General features: G+C 63.5%; 16 protein-coding genes. 6 read left to right on the forward strand and 10 right to left on the reverse strand.

Annotated features, from left to right (window positions below):
• The 3 genes from M727_RS0131500 to rsmI form a co-directional block, all read right to left on the reverse strand.
• On the reverse strand, positions 1 to 705 hold a 705-nt coding region (locus M727_RS0131500; RefSeq protein ID WP_027155903.1), incomplete at its 3' end, for a response regulator.
• Positions 706 to 1,042: 337 nt separating this feature from the next.
• Positions 1,043 to 1,420: a YraN family protein gene (locus M727_RS0131505; protein WP_023803683.1), complete on the reverse strand. Its 378-nt coding sequence runs from the start codon at positions 1,418 to 1,420 to the stop codon at positions 1,043 to 1,045.
• Positions 1,413 to 2,324: a 16S rRNA (cytidine(1402)-2'-O)-methyltransferase gene (gene rsmI, locus M727_RS0131510; RefSeq protein ID WP_027155892.1), complete on the reverse strand. Its 912-nt coding sequence runs from the start codon at positions 2,322 to 2,324 to the stop codon at positions 1,413 to 1,415. The genes M727_RS0131505 and rsmI overlap by 8 nt, the downstream gene beginning before the upstream one ends.
• 167 nt (positions 2,325 to 2,491) lie before the next feature.
• Here rsmI and M727_RS0131515 point away from each other — a divergent pair, with 167 nt between their 5' ends.
• Together M727_RS0131515 and M727_RS0131525 are read left to right on the forward strand one after the other, a co-directional pair.
• Positions 2,492 to 2,689, forward strand: a complete 198-nt coding sequence (locus M727_RS0131515) for a hypothetical protein (RefSeq protein ID WP_023803681.1) — start codon at positions 2,492 to 2,494, stop codon at positions 2,687 to 2,689.
• 408 nt (positions 2,690 to 3,097) lie between these two features.
• On the forward strand, positions 3,098 to 4,003 hold the full coding sequence (locus M727_RS0131525) for an adenylate/guanylate cyclase domain-containing protein (RefSeq protein WP_156941714.1): 906 nt from the start codon (positions 3,098 to 3,100) through the stop codon (positions 4,001 to 4,003).
• A gap of 107 nt (positions 4,004 to 4,110) precedes the next feature.
• Here M727_RS0131525 and M727_RS38390 read toward each other — a convergent pair whose 3' ends face one another.
• From M727_RS38390 to rph, 5 genes are all read right to left on the reverse strand, one after another.
• Positions 4,111 to 5,517, reverse strand: coding sequence for a caspase family protein (locus M727_RS38390; protein ID WP_051505830.1), 1,407 nt, complete (start codon positions 5,515 to 5,517; stop codon positions 4,111 to 4,113).
• Between the two features lie 193 nt (positions 5,518 to 5,710).
• Positions 5,711 to 6,874 (reverse strand): radical SAM family heme chaperone HemW, encoded by a 1,164-nt coding sequence (gene hemW / locus M727_RS0131535; RefSeq protein ID WP_027155895.1) that lies wholly within the window; start codon positions 6,872 to 6,874, stop codon positions 5,711 to 5,713.
• Entirely contained in the window at positions 6,871 to 7,533 is a 663-nt protein-coding gene (gene rdgB / locus M727_RS0131540) for an RdgB/HAM1 family non-canonical purine NTP pyrophosphatase (protein WP_027155896.1), read from the reverse strand. Before rdgB ends, hemW begins: the two co-directional genes overlap by 4 nt.
• A complete protein-coding gene (locus M727_RS0131545; RefSeq protein WP_027155897.1) occupies positions 7,533 to 7,943 on the reverse strand; it encodes a VOC family protein in 411 nt (136 codons plus the stop codon). Before M727_RS0131545 ends, rdgB begins: the two co-directional genes overlap by 1 nt.
• A gap of 7 nt (positions 7,944 to 7,950) precedes the next feature.
• The gene (gene rph, locus M727_RS0131550) at positions 7,951 to 8,667 is read right to left on the reverse strand and encodes a ribonuclease PH (protein ID WP_027155898.1); all 717 of its coding nucleotides are present in this window, start codon (positions 8,665 to 8,667) and stop codon (positions 7,951 to 7,953) included.
• A gap of 135 nt (positions 8,668 to 8,802) precedes the next feature.
• Between rph and hrcA the strand changes: the two genes are divergently transcribed.
• The 3 genes from hrcA (at position 8,803) to cysK (ending at position 11,482) form a co-directional block, all read left to right on the forward strand.
• A complete protein-coding gene (gene hrcA / locus M727_RS0131555; protein ID WP_027155899.1) occupies positions 8,803 to 9,918 on the forward strand; it encodes a heat-inducible transcriptional repressor HrcA in 1,116 nt (371 codons plus the stop codon).
• 81 nt (positions 9,919 to 9,999) lie between these two features.
• Positions 10,000 to 10,197 carry a hypothetical protein gene (locus tag M727_RS0131560; protein WP_023803672.1) on the forward strand — a complete coding sequence of 66 codons (198 nt, stop codon included), beginning with the start codon at positions 10,000 to 10,002 and terminating at the stop codon, positions 10,195 to 10,197.
• 304 nt (positions 10,198 to 10,501) lie between these two features.
• Positions 10,502 to 11,482, forward strand: a complete 981-nt coding sequence (cysK, locus tag M727_RS0131565) for a cysteine synthase A (RefSeq protein ID WP_023803671.1) — start codon at positions 10,502 to 10,504, stop codon at positions 11,480 to 11,482.
• A 303-nt stretch (positions 11,483 to 11,785) separates the two neighbouring features.
• On the opposite strand, the gene M727_RS0131570 is transcribed toward cysK, so the two are convergent.
• Both M727_RS0131570 and M727_RS0131575 read right to left on the reverse strand, forming a co-directional pair.
• Positions 11,786 to 13,036, reverse strand: a complete 1,251-nt coding sequence (locus M727_RS0131570) for an RNA polymerase sigma factor (protein WP_027155900.1) — start codon at positions 13,034 to 13,036, stop codon at positions 11,786 to 11,788.
• The gene (locus M727_RS0131575; RefSeq protein ID WP_027155901.1) at positions 13,036 to 13,389 is read right to left on the reverse strand and encodes a YciI family protein; all 354 of its coding nucleotides are present in this window, start codon (positions 13,387 to 13,389) and stop codon (positions 13,036 to 13,038) included. Before M727_RS0131575 ends, M727_RS0131570 begins: the two co-directional genes overlap by 1 nt.
• A gap of 242 nt (positions 13,390 to 13,631) precedes the next feature.
• Between M727_RS0131575 and M727_RS0131580 the strand changes: the two genes are divergently transcribed.
• Positions 13,632 to 14,591, forward strand: coding sequence for a TAXI family TRAP transporter solute-binding subunit (locus tag M727_RS0131580; RefSeq protein ID WP_027155902.1), 960 nt, complete (start codon positions 13,632 to 13,634; stop codon positions 14,589 to 14,591).
• Positions 14,592 to 14,920: the final 329 nt, after the last annotated feature.

Raw genomic sequence — 14,920 nt, forward strand, 5'->3', positions numbered from 1 at the left:
CGCCAGAAGGATGATCGGCACGAAACGGGTGCGATCGAGCGAACGCAGTTGCGAGCAGAGCCTGAGCGGATCGAAATCGGCAAAACCCGTCGAGATCATCACGCATTCATAGGGCGTCTCGGCGGCCTGGAAGAAGCCGGCATGCGGATCGGTGGCAATGTCGAGGTCGGCGCTGCCGCGCAGCATTTTCTGGACGCGCTCAAAGGAGGATTTGCGCTCGTCGATCAGCAGAACCTTCGGCGTGGTGTCCGCGGACGCGAAGTTGCGGCTCAACAGCTCCTCGATGCCGATATTGCGCGTGGTCGAGGCGCGCAGGCGCAGCTCATCGGTCAAAGTCTTCAGCCTGACCAGACTTTTGACGCGCGTCATCAATTGCAGATCGTTGACCGGCTTGGTCAGAAAATCGTCCGCACCGGCCTCGAGGCCGCGCACCCGGTCCGAAACCTGGTCGAGCGGGGTAATCATGACGACGGGGATGTGCGACGTCGCCGGATCGCTCTTCAGCCGCCGGCAGACCTCGAACCCGTCCATATCGGGCATCGTCACGTCGATCAATACGACATCGACCTTGCCGTTTTCGCAAATCTCAATCGCGTGCGGCCCGTTGGTAGCGGTCAGCACCTCGAAATATTCGGCAAGCAGCCGGACCTCGAGCAGCCTCACATTGGCAGGGATGTCGTCGACGACGAGGATGCGGGCTGTCATGACGGGATATTCTCGTGGAGGATGTATTTCGTCATCATGATTGCCCGGATCGGAGTTGATTGAACACTACTGAAACTTGCACTTCATTGTCGGGAATGCTCTTGAAGGCGAGGACCACAAGCACAATGCAAGCGAACAATACTCACTAGAGCTTGAGCGAATAGTGTCAGCGTCTGGTGTGTACCGGTCATTAAGGATTCCATAATCCTACAAGGCATGAGCCAAGCCGGCAGGAGGACTGGCGCCGCATTGCTATACGCCACGATCGTAGCGCTCACGCTTCTCGGCGGCTGCGACGACCGTTATATATTCTGGCGCTGATCAATAAGTCCTGAAGCTAGCTTCGCCCGTAAAAAACATTCTCGACATGCACCGGCCAGCGCCAAGGCAGCACCGCGACCATGTCGAAGCGCACCGACAACCTGCCATAGTCGGACTGGCGCGACAGCCAGATATCGGCGGCGCTTTCGATGCGGCGCTCCGATTCGTAGCGAACAGCCTCCATCGCTTCCACCAGCGTGCGGCGCGCCTTCACCTCGACGATCAGCACCAGGTCGCCGCGCCGCGCGATCAGGTCGATCTCGCCGAACCGCGTGCGGTGGCGGCGCGCCAGGATCCGATAGCCCTTCACCATCAATGCCGCAGCCGCCAGCCACTCGCTGCGGTGGCCGCGCCGATAGGCGCGCTGGCGGCTGGCGACCGGGCGTTCAGCCATCGCCGTCTTTCCCACTATCCTTGAGTTCGAGCAGCCGTCGGTAAAGCGCCTGCTTCTGGCCGCCGGTCATCTTGGCGGCTTCCGCCGCAGCCTTGGAGGCCGGCATCTCGGCGGCAAGCGAAAGCAGAAGCCGGTCGATGTCCGCCGGCTCGTCGGCCGTTGCGTCCGACGGGCCGACGCAGATGACGATCTCGCCCTTCGGCGTGTCGGCCGCCGCGTAATGATCGGCGAGCGACTGCAGGCTGCCGGTCCGTATCTCCTCGAAGGTCTTGGTCAACTCGCGGCCGATCGCGGCCTTGCGGGCGCCACCCAGCGCCTCGACCATGGCACCGAGCGTCTCGGCCAGACGGCGCGGCGATTCGAAGAAGATCAGCGTCGCCGGCACGGTTTTAAGCGCTTCCAGCCGCGCCAGCCGCTGGCCGGTCTTCACCGGCAGGAAGCCGGCGAACAGGAAGGCGTCGGAGGGCAGGCCGGAGGCCGTCAGCGCCGCGAGCGGCGCCGACGGGCCGGGGATCGGCACGACGCGAATGCCCTGGTCGAGCGCTTCGCCGACCAGTCGGTAGCCCGGATCGGAGATCAGCGGCGTGCCGGCGTCCGAGATCAGCGCCACGCTCTGCCCGGCCAGCAAGGCTGCGATCAGTTTCGGGCCGGCCTCGCCGGCATTGTGCTCATGATACGCAGTGGTGCGGCGGCGGATGCCGTAGCGGTCGAGCAGCACGCGACTGACACGCGTGTCCTCGCAGGCGACGATGTCGGCTGCGGCGAGCGTTTCAAGCGCGCGCAATGTGATATCGGCGAGGTTGCCGATCGGCGTCGCCACCAGGTAGAGCGCCGGCTCGAGCGGCCGGGCCGGTATCTCGGTCTGGCCGATCACGTAGCTGCGTTTTGCCGACTCGCCGGTCACCGGTATCCCCCGTCAGGCTCTGACCTTGAATGCATTCGGCCCTGTTTGGCACGGCTCACGCCGGGTTGCAAAACCCATGCCGAAGTGATGCGGCTGTCATGCGCTTTGCCACACTGCGGAACGAAACCGTGCCCGGCGGATTTATGCCTGATCTCGGGAGGAGCAGGATGGACAGCCTCAAGATACAGGACGTTTTCGAACCCTACTATGCAGGCCGCAAGCGCTTTGCCGTGCGAAAGGACAAGGGCCTGCCTGCCAAAGCCGGCGCCGGCTCGGCTAAAAAGCCGCGAAAGCGTCGTCCGTCAAAGGCAACCAAGCTCGAGATCGAGCCCTCGACCGGCACCGGCAGCACGATGGAGCACTGACCAGACGATGCCCAATCGCTTCGACATTTTCATCACCCGCCTTGAAACCAAAAGCTCCCGCAATGGAGCGCCCCCACATCCGACAAGCGATCGATACCGTGCACGCCGCGACAAGGGCGAGGCCAAGCCGGCTCGCGACGGTGAGGCGGACGCCGAGAAAGACCACGCCAGGCGCCGCCCCAAGCACAACGCCTGACTACCGCGACCTTCGCGATTGGCCGAGACACTTCTCTCTAAAGCGTGGGGGAAACGCTCGGCCACATCATTCAACCCGGATAGTTCGAGACGCGCGCTTCCAGCAGACGCTGGGTCCACGAACTCATCGTCCTCTGGAATGTCGCCAGCCTCTGTTCGTAACGTGCTAATATTGAACCTGCGTGCGCGCGCTTGAGCGTACGGGAGAGGATCATGTCGGCAACTTTAACCGCACTGGGCAGCAGAGAGGCCTACAGGCTGGGAGGTTTCAACCTGATTGGTCGTGGCGAACATTCCACCATACGCTTGGAAGACGGGGAAGTTTCGCGCCAGCATGCAACGATCCGGCGCGACGGCGCGAACTACTGGGTTGTTGATGTCGGCAGTGCCAATGGCAGTTATGTGAATGACGTGGCGCTCACAACCGCGCGTGTGCTGCACACCGGCGATCGCGTCCAGTTCGGCAGATCGATTTTTCTTTTCGACCAGGGCACGACTGCCCCCGATCCAGATTCGCAAGTGGCGAACACAAAAACTCAATGGGGCAACCCGGTAGCCCCCAAGAGCCGGCCGGCCACGCTGTTCGTTGCTGATTTGAAGGAGTTTACCGGAATTAGCGCCAGGCTGTCCCCGGAACAGGTGGCGGCCCTCCTGGCCGAGTGGTATATGGACTGCAATATGATCTTGAAGCACTACGGTGCCTCGATCGACAAATTCATCGGTGATTGTGTATTTGCTTATTGGCACGAGACGGCAGCGGATGTCTGTGTCGCTGCGGTTCAGGCTGCCCAGGCGCTCCGCGCTGCGGAAGACGCGGCTACGTCGCCAACCCGAGTACTGGTCAGGGAACAACAAGACATCGTACTCGACTGCCGCATTGGCCTTCATGTGGGTGAAGTTGCTATCGGCGCTATGGGCAAAGGCATCAACACCGCGCTGGGCGATGCCGTGAATTTGGCCTTTCGTATTGAGGGATTGACGCGAAAACTGGACGAGCCGCTATTGGTCAGCGCCCAATTCGTCGAGCACTGGCCTGAAGGCAGGCAATATTTCAGTTCCTGCGGCTATCACGAGGTCAAAGGGCGCGCAGAGATGATCGAGGTATTCAGCCTAAAATAAAATAGGCGCACCGGCAGTCGCCAGCATGCTTCTCGGCTGCCGCGCCGGCTTCAACAGGGCTCGTGGCCGCTGAGGGACGCCAGATCGGCAAGTTCTGCCGAGGCACGTCACTCGCAGATTGTAATTCGATCGCGGCAGAAGCCGCTGCCCCGGCGAGCCCCGGCGGCCCGCGCTCGGACCCTGCACTCATCGTGGGTTTCTGCCCTGCAAACGCGGGCCGGCCTGCTCGCGCTCGGAGCAGCGGCGGCACGCTTCTGTTCCGTTGTCGGTCGTGGCCGGGTGTTCGGGTTGTTCGCATGGCGGGGTTCTTCTATCGACTTCGGCCGGGCAACCACCGGACACACGCGAGCTGTGCTTCCTTCCAATTTCTTCAAAGCAATTGTTGTCGGTTTCGCCATGTCGATCTCAGCGCCGGAGTAGCGAGCGAAACGGCGCAACGCCTCCCGGGTTCTTCCACCCCAGATGCCGTCTGGGTTTCCCGGATTACACCCAACGCGGCCAAGCTCGCGCTGTATCCGCTTCGCCAACTCGTTCGGTGCATCTTCCTGGCTGGCGCCCGATTGATGATCTGCATTCTCCAACTGTTGAATTTGGAGTCTGGCGAGAGGCACAAACAGGCCGTCCGGGTACAGTTGAAGATAATCCTTTAACGCTCCGCTGCTTTTGGAGCCGCGGATTGAGGTCCACAACTCGATTTCCGTCAGGCTCGCATCTCGGCTGCTGTTGTTGGCTGGCGAGACTGCCGTTGCGCCACGAGGAGGGGCAATGAAAATTTCCCTGCCAGGCAGCGATCCATACGTGAATGGTTCCTGCTTGCCGCCTGTCGCGGCCAGAACAGTGTCGCGAACCTTGCGGAACACGAATTGGATGTCTACCCCGGGTTCACCCAAATGCGCCAACAGCCCTGCAGTGTAGGGACTGTTCCGTCCCGCTCCATCGAAAGCGGTTGTACCTTCCTTCGCAGCGTACCCGACCAGGGTTCCGGCTGCCGGTTCAATCGCAGCCAGGCCTCTGCCGATGGAACGCGTTGCATATGATCTTCGCATGGCCGCGATAAAAGGGTTGTCCCGGCAAGCATCAAGTAGAACCACCCGCACGCCGGAGACACGGGACAACGCGTTCATCACCAGATCCAGCGGGATTGCCTCAAACTCGACGTCGGAATCAGCGCTCAGGCTGACATCTGTAGGAACGAGAAAATTTCTATTCTCAACCTCAACCCCATGTCCCGCGAAGAAGATTATTGCGAAATCAGCACCTTCCGCCTCGCGACCGAACTCCTGCAGAGCTTTCCTGAACGCGGTATGGTCCAAGTCTATTTTGCGAGATACTTTGAACCCTACCTTTGAGAGCAAGGCCGCCATGTCAGCAGCGTCATTGTTCGGATTGGGAAGTCTAGCGACCCGTTGATAGCTCGAATTGCCGATCACCAGCGCAACGCGTTTTTCAGCCCACGCCACCTCCAGCCCGCCGATCAGAGCAATGACAGCAAGCGCGATGTTGAAGAGGCGCATTTTAGCCCCGTGCTCTGCTTCAGCCGCATATTAGCGGCGCCCGACCGAAGCTTGACCAGTCAGGCCCACGCTTGCAAGTAATTATCGGCTGCGGATGGCAGTGGGATGCCATTCGGCTAAGCAAGCCGAAATTTCCAGCATCCTTGCGTGAGCCGACAAACTGTCTGGGACAGGCCAGCTCCTGGCCCAAGCTTTACCGCGCCAGATCCGCCACCACAGCGTCCAGCACGATCATGCCGGCCGGCGTGGCGCGCAGGCGGGCATTGCCGATCGGCGCCACCAGCCCCTCGCCCTGCAGCATCGACAGCCGCGCCGTCGACAGGCCGCGGCCGGAAAACGCTTCGTAGCGGGAGAGGTCGATGCCCTCGGCCAGCCTCAGCCCCATCAACAGGAACTCGTCGGCCTCTTCCGAGCGCGTCAGGATCTCGCCGCCGGTGACACCATGGCCCTTGGCCTCGACCAGATTGGCCCAGGTTTCCGGCATTCGTTCGGCGATCGTCACCACGCGACGGCCGTTTTCGACAAAGCGGCCATGCGCGCCGGGACCGACGCCGACATATTCGCCATAGCGCCAATAGGTGAGATTGTGCCGGCTTTCGGCACCTGATCTGGCGTGGTTGGAAATCTCATAGGCCGGCAGCCCATGCGCGGCGGTGATCTCCTGCGTCAGCGCATAGAGATCGGCGGCATGGTCATTGTCGGGAATAGCGAATTTCCTGGCCGCATGCAGCGCGTGGAACGGCGTGCCTTCCTCGATGGTCAGCTGGTAGAGCGACAGGTGGTCGGCGGCGTGGCCGATCGCCTGCTCGAGCTCCGCCTGCCACGCTTCCGGTGTCTGGCCGGGCCGGGCGTAGATAAGGTCGAACGACAGCCGCGGGAAAATCTCACGCGCCAGGCCAATCGCATGCAGCGCTTCGTCGACATTGTGCAGCCGCCCGAGAAAGCGCAGATCCTTGTCGTTCAGCGCCTGCACGCCGAGCGACACCCGGTTGACGCCTGCCGACCGGTAGCCGCGAAAGCGCTCGGCCTCGACCGAGGACGGGTTGGCTTCCAGCGTCACCTCGATGCCGGCAGGCACTGTCCAGTTCTTCGCCACCGCGTCCAGCACCGTCGCAACGGTTTGCGGCTTCATCAGCGAAGGCGTGCCGCCGCCGAGAAAAATGCTGGTCACCTCGCGCGGTCCGGTGCGGTTGCGCATCGTCGCAAGCTCGGTCTCGAAGGCGCGCGCAAAACGCTCCTGGGCGACCGGCTGGTGGCGGACATGGCTGTTGAAGTCGCAATACGGGCACTTGGCCGCGCAGAACGGCCAGTGCACGTAGACGCCGAAACCGGGGCTGCGGTCGAGCAGCATGGTCATTTCACCGCCGATCGCGCCAAATCCAGTCTGGCCTGCGCGAATTTCTGGAAGGCGCGAGCGCGATGCGACAATGCCGTCGGCTGGCCGGGCTTCCAGCCATGTTTCTCCTCTGCGGTCATCTCGCCGAAGGTCTTTTCGAAACCGTCCGGCACGAACACCGGGTCGTAGCCGAAGCCGAGTTCGCCGCGCGGCGGCCATACCAGCGTGCCCTCGACTTCGCCGCGGAAATATTCGGCCGCGCCGTCGGGAAAGGCCAGGCAGATGACGGCGACGAAGCGGCCCTTGCGCTGCGCTGGATCAACCGCGCCGACTTCCTGCAACGCCACTTCGGCTCGCTGCATCGCCATGCCGAAGTCGCGGGCCCCGTTCGGCGCCTCGGCCCAGTTGGCGGTGTAGACGCCGGGCGCTCCGCCCAGTGCATCGACACACAGGCCGGAATCGTCCGACAATGCCGGCAGGCCTGTCGCCTTGGCGGCGGCAAAGGCCTTGATATAGGCGTTCTCCTCGAAGGTGGTGCCGGTCTCGTCCGGCTCCGGCAGGCCATATTCCTTGGCCGACTTCGCTTCTATGCCGAACGGCGCCATCAGATCGGCGAATTCGCGCAATTTGCCTGCATTGTGGCTAGCGACAACGATCTCATGTCCATCAAGCGAATGCATCAGATGCCCCAGATTCTTGGTTCGGCGAATTCGATCGAATTGCCGGAGGGGTCGCGAATATAGATCGAGCGGCCACCCTGCGGCCATTCGAACTCGCTTTCGATGGCGATTTTCTTCTGCTCAAGATGAGCCTTCCAGCGCACGATCTCGTCCGCGCTCGCCGCAAAGCAGAGATGGCCGTCGCCGACCGTGCCGTGCGGCGGCACTTTCAGCTTGGCATCGGGCGCCGGCGGCACCCTGGTCGCCTCGGCGTTGAAGATGAGCAGCACTCCGTCCCCGCAACGGAAGAAAAGATGCCTGCCGTCGACCTTGCCCAGCAGATCGAGCCCGAGCACATCGGTGTAGAATTTTTCCGCGGCATCGAGGTCGGTGACGTAGAGCGCTGATTCGAGGATGGCGGAAGGAGTCATGACAGGGTTAAGCTACAGCCATCTGCTGCAGGCTGACCAGTCGCGTAATACCTTTCTTGGCCAATTCCATCAGCGCCGCAAATTGCTCTTCCGAGAAAGGCTCGCCCTCGGCCGTGCCTTGTATCTCGACAATGCCGCCCTTGCCGGTCATGACGAAATTGGCGTCGGTGCCGGCCGATGAATCCTCGAGATAGTCGAGGTCGATGACCGGCTGGCCGTCATGGATGCCGCAGGAGATAGCCGCGACATGGTCCTTCAGCACCTTGGCGACGCTGGCCATCTGCCGGGCTTCCATCCAGCGCAGGCAGTCGTAAAGCGCCACCCAGCCGCCGGTGATCGAGGCGGTGCGCGTGCCGCCATCGGCCTGGATCACGTCGCAGTCGACGGTGATCTGCTGCTCACCCAGCGCCTGCAGATCGACCACTGCGCGCAGCGAACGGCCGATCAGCCTCTGGATTTCCAGCGTGCGGCCGCCTTGCTTGCCAGCCGAAGCCTCGCGGCGCATGCGCTCGCCGGTCGAGCGCGGCAGCATGCCGTATTCCGCCGTCACCCAGCCCTTGCCGGAATTGCGCATCCAGCCCGGCACCTTTTCCTCGAGGCTGGCGGTGCACAGCACGTGGGTGTCGCCGAACTTCACCAGGCACGAGCCTTCCGCGTGCTTGGAGACGCCGCGCTCGAAGGAGATGGCGCGCATTTCGTCGAATTGGCGTTTGGAAGGGCGCATTCAGGCTTCTTTCTTGTCGTTTTAGGAGTCGTGGCCGGCTTGTAGCCGCACGCGACGAGAGGCGCAAAGGAAAATGGACCAGTTGCGCGGGCGCGGCCGATGTCTATATCCTTGGGCCGGAGGTATTTGGCTCGAATGACCAAGGCAGTCGATCCCGGTTCCCAGTCGGCGGCAGCGCTCCAATCCCCCGCGCTTCAATCGCCCGCGCTTCAATCGCTCGACATGCGCTCGCGCGACATCTTTCGGCGCATTGTCGATTCCTATCTGAAGGACGGCGAGCCGGTCGGCTCGCGCAGCCTGTCGCGTATCCTGCCGTCTTCGCTGTCGCCGGCCACCATCCGCAATGTGATGAGCGATCTCGAGCATCTCGGCCTGATCTACGCGCCGCATATCTCGGCCGGCCGATTGCCGACCCAGGCCGGCCTGCGCTTCTTCGTCGATGCCTTCATGGAGCTTGGCGATCTCTCCGACGAGGAGCGCCGCACCATCGAGGCGCAGGTGCGCGCCTCCGGCTCTGGTGCGACGCTGGAGCACATGCTCACCGAGGCCAGCCAGATGCTGTCCGGCATGTCGCGCGGCGCCGGCCTCGTGCTTGCCGCCAAGAACGAGGTGGCGCTCAAGCATATCGAATTCATCCAGCTCGAGCCGAACAAGGCGCTGGCCGTGCTTGTGTCGCAGAACGGCGACGTCGAAAACCGCGTCGTCGACCTGCCCGCCGGCATCACCGTCTCGCAACTGCACGAAGCCTCGAATTTCCTCAACGCCCATATCCGCGGTCGCACGCTGGCCGAGGCGCGGGTCGAGATCGCCCGCATCAAGGAAGAGACCAGGGCCGCCCTCGACACGCTGTCGCAGGATTTGGTCGAGAAGGGCCTTGCTGTCTGGGCAGGCGCCGAGAGCGGCTTGCCGGCGCGTCTCATCGTGCGCGGCCGCGCCAATCTGCTGGAAAATGTCACCGCCCAGGCCGACATCGAGTTGCTGCGGCATTTGTTCGAGGATCTGGAGACACAGGACGGGCTGATCCAGCTTCTCGACCTCGCCGAGGAAGGCTCCGGCGTGCGCATCTTCATCGGCTCGGAAAACAAGCTGTTTTCGCTGTCGGGCTCGTCGCTGGTCGTGGCGCCCTATCGCGACAAGGACGCCCGCGTCATCGGCGCGCTCGGCGTCATCGGCCCGACCCGGCTGAACTACGCACGCATCGTGCCGATGGTCGACTATACCGCGCAGCTTATTTCCCGCATGCTGCGATAATGCATGTCGCCCAAAAAACCGAAGCGCGTCGCACGGATCCTTCCAACGCGACACGCTTAAGGGAACCTCAAGGAGAAAAAAATGGCGCTGGAATCATTCAAGGCTCAGATCAGCCTGTTGCTCGAGCAGATGATCAACCAGCCCGAGGATCAGCATGAAGTGCAGGAGCAGTTGCGCGAAAAGCTGGGGGAGATGCGCGCCATGGGCCTGCCGCTGCCGGCCGATCTCGTCGCGCTGGAAAAGCGCCTCGACGACGATTTCTACGCCGCCGGGAACTGACCCCGAAAGGTGCAAGGACGGCTAGCCGACCGGCGAGCTTGAGGATCTCGTGACCGGCTTCGTCGTCTCCGGCGACGCGGTCTGGGGCCGACCGGCAAGTGATGCGGTGCCCGGAGGACGGCGGCGGTTGCATCTGGCCGCCACTTGCGGGCGAGGATGTATTCAGCATGCGACCCGTCGGATATTTTCAAACGGCAGACTAGCTTGCGCGGCCGAAGGCTTTATCCTGCCTGGTCGAGACTTAGTTGCCTGACTCACTTGATTGCCTGACCCTTGCCCATCTGACCTCTTGGGAGCGAAACCAATGAACAAGCCCGCCACCACCGTGCCTGTGCCCGGCCGCGGCCGCATCTACAATTCGATCACCGAGACGATCGGCGACACGCCGCTGGTGCGGCTCGACAAGTTCGCCGGGGAAAAGGGCGTCGTCGCCAATCTGCTGGCCAAGCTCGAATTCTTCAACCCGATCGGCTCGGTCAAGGATCGCATCGGCGTCTCGATGATCGAGGCGCTGGAGGCATCGGGCAGGATTGCGCCCGGCAGGACCACGCTGATCGAGCCAACCTCGGGCAACACCGGCATCGCGCTCGCCTTCGCCGCCGCCGCCAAGGGCTACAAGCTGATCCTGACCATGCCGGAAACCATGTCGGTCGAACGCCGCAAGATGCTGGCGCTGCTCGGCGCCGAACTGGTGCTGACCGAAGGGCCGAAAGGCATGAAAGGCGCCATCGCCAAGGCCGACGAGTTGGCCGCGACGCTGCCCGACGCCATCATTCCGCAGCAGTTCGAGAATCCCGCCAATCCGGAAATTCACCGCCGTACCACTGCCGAGGAAATCTGGAACGACACTCATGGTGAAGTCGACATCTTCGTCGCCGGCATCGGCACCGGCGGCACCATCACCGGCGTCGGCCAGGTGCTGAAGCAGCGCAAGCCCTCCGTGCATGTCGTCGCCGTCGAGCCGGAAGCCTCGCCGGTGCTGTCGGGCGGCCAGCCCGGCCCGCACAAGATCCAGGGCATCGGCGCCGGCTTCGCGCCGAAGATCCTCGACACGACCATCTATGACGAGATCGTCAAGGTCTCCAACGAGGATTCGGTCGCCAATGCGCGGCTCGTCGCCCGCCTCGAAGGCGTGCCGGTCGGCATCTCGTCGGGCGCTGCCCTGCAGGCGGCGATCGTCGTCGGCTCGCGGCCGGAGAACGAGGGCAAGAACCTGGTGGTCGTTATTCCGTCCTTCGCCGAACGCTATCTGTCGACGATCCTGTTCGAAGGGCTGGGGGCTTAGGGCATATTTGTGCCGGCCTGCGGTTGCGGTTTCCTGCGCTTCCGTAGCGCCCGCTAATTGTCGAAGCCGGCGCCGCCCCTCACCTGCCTGCCGGCATCCTCTCCCCGTAAACGGGGCGAGGGGCGCTCTCATTGACGGGTTCGCCAATCGCCAGCGTTGCAGAAAAAAGTGCCGACACCGCGACCAGCCTCTTTCTCCCCGTTTACGGGGAAAAATGCCCGGCAGGGCAATGAGGGGCGGCGCCAGCGCTCGGCCTTAGATCCCAAACATCGGATCATGTCTGACCCCGGCCTTTCCCGGACCTCATTCTTCGGCTGCGAGCCCAGCCCGTCGTGCCTGCAGGAACCGGCGCACGGCCGGGTCGCGTTCGAGGCCGATCGCCCGGTCATAGGCCTCAGTAGCCTTCCGAGTTTTGCCGAGCCTGGCCAGAAGGCCCGCGCGGGCGGCCCAATAAGGCTGATAATCATGCAGCCGTTTGTCGTCGCCAAGCTCATCAAGTGCACTCAATCCCGCCGCGGCGCCGTCGGCCTCGGCAATGGTCACCGCGCGGTTGATCGAGACCACAGGCGAGCCGGCAATCACCGACAGCGCATCATAGAGCTGTTTGATCGCGGCCCAGTCGGTCCGGCCGGTCACCCGCCTTGTCGTATGGGCGGATTGCACGGCTGCCTCGAGTTGATAGCGACCGACAACGCGCTTGGCCGCGGCGTGCTTCAGCAATGTCTCCGCTTCGTCAATCAAGGCGCCGTCCCACAGCCCAAGCTCCTGCTCGGCTAAAGGCACATAGTCTCCGGCGGCGTTGCGCCGCGCCGCACGCCGCGCCTCGGCAAACAGCATCAGCGCCAGCAGGCCAAGCGCTTCCGGCTCATCCGGCATCAGCGAGGCTACCAGCCGGCCGAGCCAGATGCCTTCGGTCGCGAGATTGCGGCGGCGGGTTTCGGTGCCGGCCGGGTCGGACCAGCCTTCGGCGAACGCGGCGTAGATCGCTTCCAGCACCGCATCCAGCCGCTCCCCGAGTTCGGTTCTTTCAGGCACCCGGAACGGAATGCCGGTCTCGCGGATGCGGCTTTTGGCGCGCACCAGGCGCTGGCCCATCGTTGCCGGTGACACCAGGAAGGCCGAGGCGATCGTCGCTGCGTCGAAGCCCAGAATGGCCTGCAGGATCAGCGGCGCGCGCACGCCAGCCTCGATCGCCGGATGGGCACAGGCAAACATCAGCCGCAGCCGCTCATCGGGCAGGTCTTCATCGATCATGCGGGCCTCCATCTCCTCGGCGATCAGCCTGAGATGGTCGCGGCTCGCCTCGCTGGTCAGCCGCCGCCGGATCGCGTCGACGCGGCGTCTGCACGCCACCGCCAGCAGCCAGGCTTCCGGCTTCTGCGGCACGCCGGTTTGCGGCCAGCGCTCCAGCGCCGCCGCAAAGGCGTCGGCCAGCGCGTCCTCGGCGCCGGCCACGTCGCGCGTGCGGGCGGCGAGGAAGGCGATGAGCTTGCCGTAGCTTTGCCGGGCGGCCGCTTCCGCCGCCGCCCGGGCGACCTCAAGGTCATTCGTCATCACATGGTTTGTTCCCAGATCGGCCGCACCTCGACTGTGCCGGTGCTGGCAGCTGGGCATCGCGCCGCCCAGGCAATAGCCGCGTCGGCGTCCTCCGCCTCGATCATGTAGAAACCGGCGAGCTGCTCCTTGGTATCGGCATAGGGACCGTCGAGCACGTTGGTCTTGCCGTTGGCCATCCGCACCGAGGTCGCGGCTTGGGTCGGCTTCAGCCGGTCACCGGCCAACCAGGAGCCGGACTTCTTCAACGCCTCGGTATAGGCGCCATAGGCTGCGCTGATCTCGTAGGTCTTCTCCGTCGGCGCGGCCGCCATCGCGGCTTCGTTCACGTAGATCAAAAGCATGTATCGCATGGTCTTCTCCATTTTCGAAGGCCGCATCGTTGCGAGCCGAACGTATGTCGCTCGGCCTCGCGCGATTTCGACAGGCTCTGCGAAAATCTTTCGGCTCCGATCGCACATCGCGCAAGCGGCCATGCGTTGCGGCATTACTCAGCCGTTCGTCTAATGGATATTATTGCGGGTTGGCATTTCCCGCCCGCTGTCTAAACTCGCCTCGGGTCGCGCGGTGGCAGATATTTCAGGGAGGAGATCACATGCACAATTTCAGGACGAAATTTATTGTCGCCGGCACGCTGGCGCTGTCGCTGGGCCTTGGCGCGGTGTCGGCCAAGGCGCAGGAATTCATCAACGTGCTGACCGGCGGCACCTCGGGCGTCTATTATCCGCTCGGCGTCGCACTGTCGGAAATCTACGGCAAGGGCATTGAGGGCGCCCGCACCCAGGTGCAGGCGACGAAGGCCTCGGTCGAGAACCTCAACCTGTTGCAGCAGGGCAAGGGCGAGATCGCCTTCGCGCTCGGCGATGCCGTCAAACTGGCCGCCGAGGGCAACACCGAGGCCGGTTTCCCGGGCAAGCTCGACAAGCTGCGCGGCGTCGCCGCCATCTATCCCAACTATATCCAGATCGTTGCCAGCAAGGAATCCGGCATCAAGACGCTTGCCGACCTCAAGGGCAAGAGCCTGTCGGTCGGCGCGCCGGCCTCCGGCACCGAGCTCAACGCCCGCGCCATCTTCGCCGCCGCCGGGCTGAAATACGAGGATCTCGGACGGGTCGAGTATCTGCCCTTCGCCGAATCGGTCGAGCTGATCAAGAACCGCCAGCTCGACGCCACGCTGCAATCGGCCGGCCTCGGCGTCGCCTCGATCCGCGACCTCGCCACTTCGGTGCCGATCAACGTCGTCGCCGTACCGGCGCAGGACGTCGCCAAGATCGGCTCTCCCTATCTTTCGGTGACCATTCCCAAGGGCACCTATGAAGGCCAGACCGAGGACGTCGCGACCGCCGCCGTCGGCAATTTCCTCATCACCCACGCCGACGTCTCCGACGAGACCGGCTATCAGATGACCAAGCTGCTGTTCGAAAATCTCGAACAGCTCACTGCTGCCCACGCCGCCGCCAAGGCGATCGACATGGCCAAGGCGCTCGACGGCATGCCGGTGCCGCTGCATCCCGGTGCCGAGCGGTATTACAAGGAAAAGGGATTGGTGAAATAGGGCCGCTCCCTCCCCCTTGAGGGGAGGGTGCCGAGCGAAGCGAGGCGGGNGGGGNCGGNTCAGGCCGCGCACTGCCGCAACGACCCCACCCGTCCATGCGCCTTCGGCGGCTGTCCACCCTCCCCTCAAGGGGGAGGGATTGCGCCCCGCCAGGAACCCGCCAATGACCGACGCCCCTCCCGAAACCCAGACCATTCTCTCCCCCACCGCCGAAGCCCCGGTCGAAGGCCTGCCGCCGGGTTTCGGCGACGGCATCGCCGGCAAGGCCGCCTTTCTCATCGCCATCGCCTTCTCCATCTTCCAGATCTACATCGCCGCCTATGGCAGCC

The sequence above is a fragment of the Mesorhizobium sp. WSM2561 genome, from assembly GCF_000513915.1.
GTDB lineage: Bacteria > Pseudomonadota > Alphaproteobacteria > Rhizobiales > Rhizobiaceae > Mesorhizobium > Mesorhizobium muleiense.

Coding starts and splice junctions, on each gene's coding strand:
- M727_RS0131505 (WP_023803683.1), bottom strand. CDS start 1,420: ATGGCTGAACGCCCGGTCGCCAGCCGCCAGCGCGCCTATCGGCGCGGC.
- M727_RS0131515 (WP_023803681.1), top strand. CDS start 2,492: ATGGACAGCCTCAAGATACAGGACGTTTTCGAACCCTACTATGCAGGC.
- M727_RS0131525 (WP_156941714.1), top strand. CDS start 3,098: ATGTCGGCAACTTTAACCGCACTGGGCAGCAGAGAGGCCTACAGGCTG.
- M727_RS38390 (WP_051505830.1), bottom strand. CDS start 5,517: ATGCGCCTCTTCAACATCGCGCTTGCTGTCATTGCTCTGATCGGCGGG.
- hemW (WP_027155895.1), bottom strand. CDS start 6,874: ATGACCATGCTGCTCGACCGCAGCCCCGGTTTCGGCGTCTACGTGCAC.
- rdgB (WP_027155896.1), bottom strand. CDS start 7,533: ATGCATTCGCTTGATGGACATGAGATCGTTGTCGCTAGCCACAATGCA.
- M727_RS0131545 (WP_027155897.1), bottom strand. CDS start 7,943: ATGACTCCTTCCGCCATCCTCGAATCAGCGCTCTACGTCACCGACCTC.
- rph (WP_027155898.1), bottom strand. CDS start 8,667: ATGCGCCCTTCCAAACGCCAATTCGACGAAATGCGCGCCATCTCCTTC.
- hrcA (WP_027155899.1), top strand. CDS start 8,803: ATGACCAAGGCAGTCGATCCCGGTTCCCAGTCGGCGGCAGCGCTCCAA.
- M727_RS0131560 (WP_023803672.1), top strand. CDS start 10,000: ATGGCGCTGGAATCATTCAAGGCTCAGATCAGCCTGTTGCTCGAGCAG.
- cysK (WP_023803671.1), top strand. CDS start 10,502: ATGAACAAGCCCGCCACCACCGTGCCTGTGCCCGGCCGCGGCCGCATC.
- M727_RS0131570 (WP_027155900.1), bottom strand. CDS start 13,036: ATGACGAATGACCTTGAGGTCGCCCGGGCGGCGGCGGAAGCGGCCGCC.
- M727_RS0131575 (WP_027155901.1), bottom strand. CDS start 13,389: ATGCGATACATGCTTTTGATCTACGTGAACGAAGCCGCGATGGCGGCC.
- M727_RS0131580 (WP_027155902.1), top strand. CDS start 13,632: ATGCACAATTTCAGGACGAAATTTATTGTCGCCGGCACGCTGGCGCTG.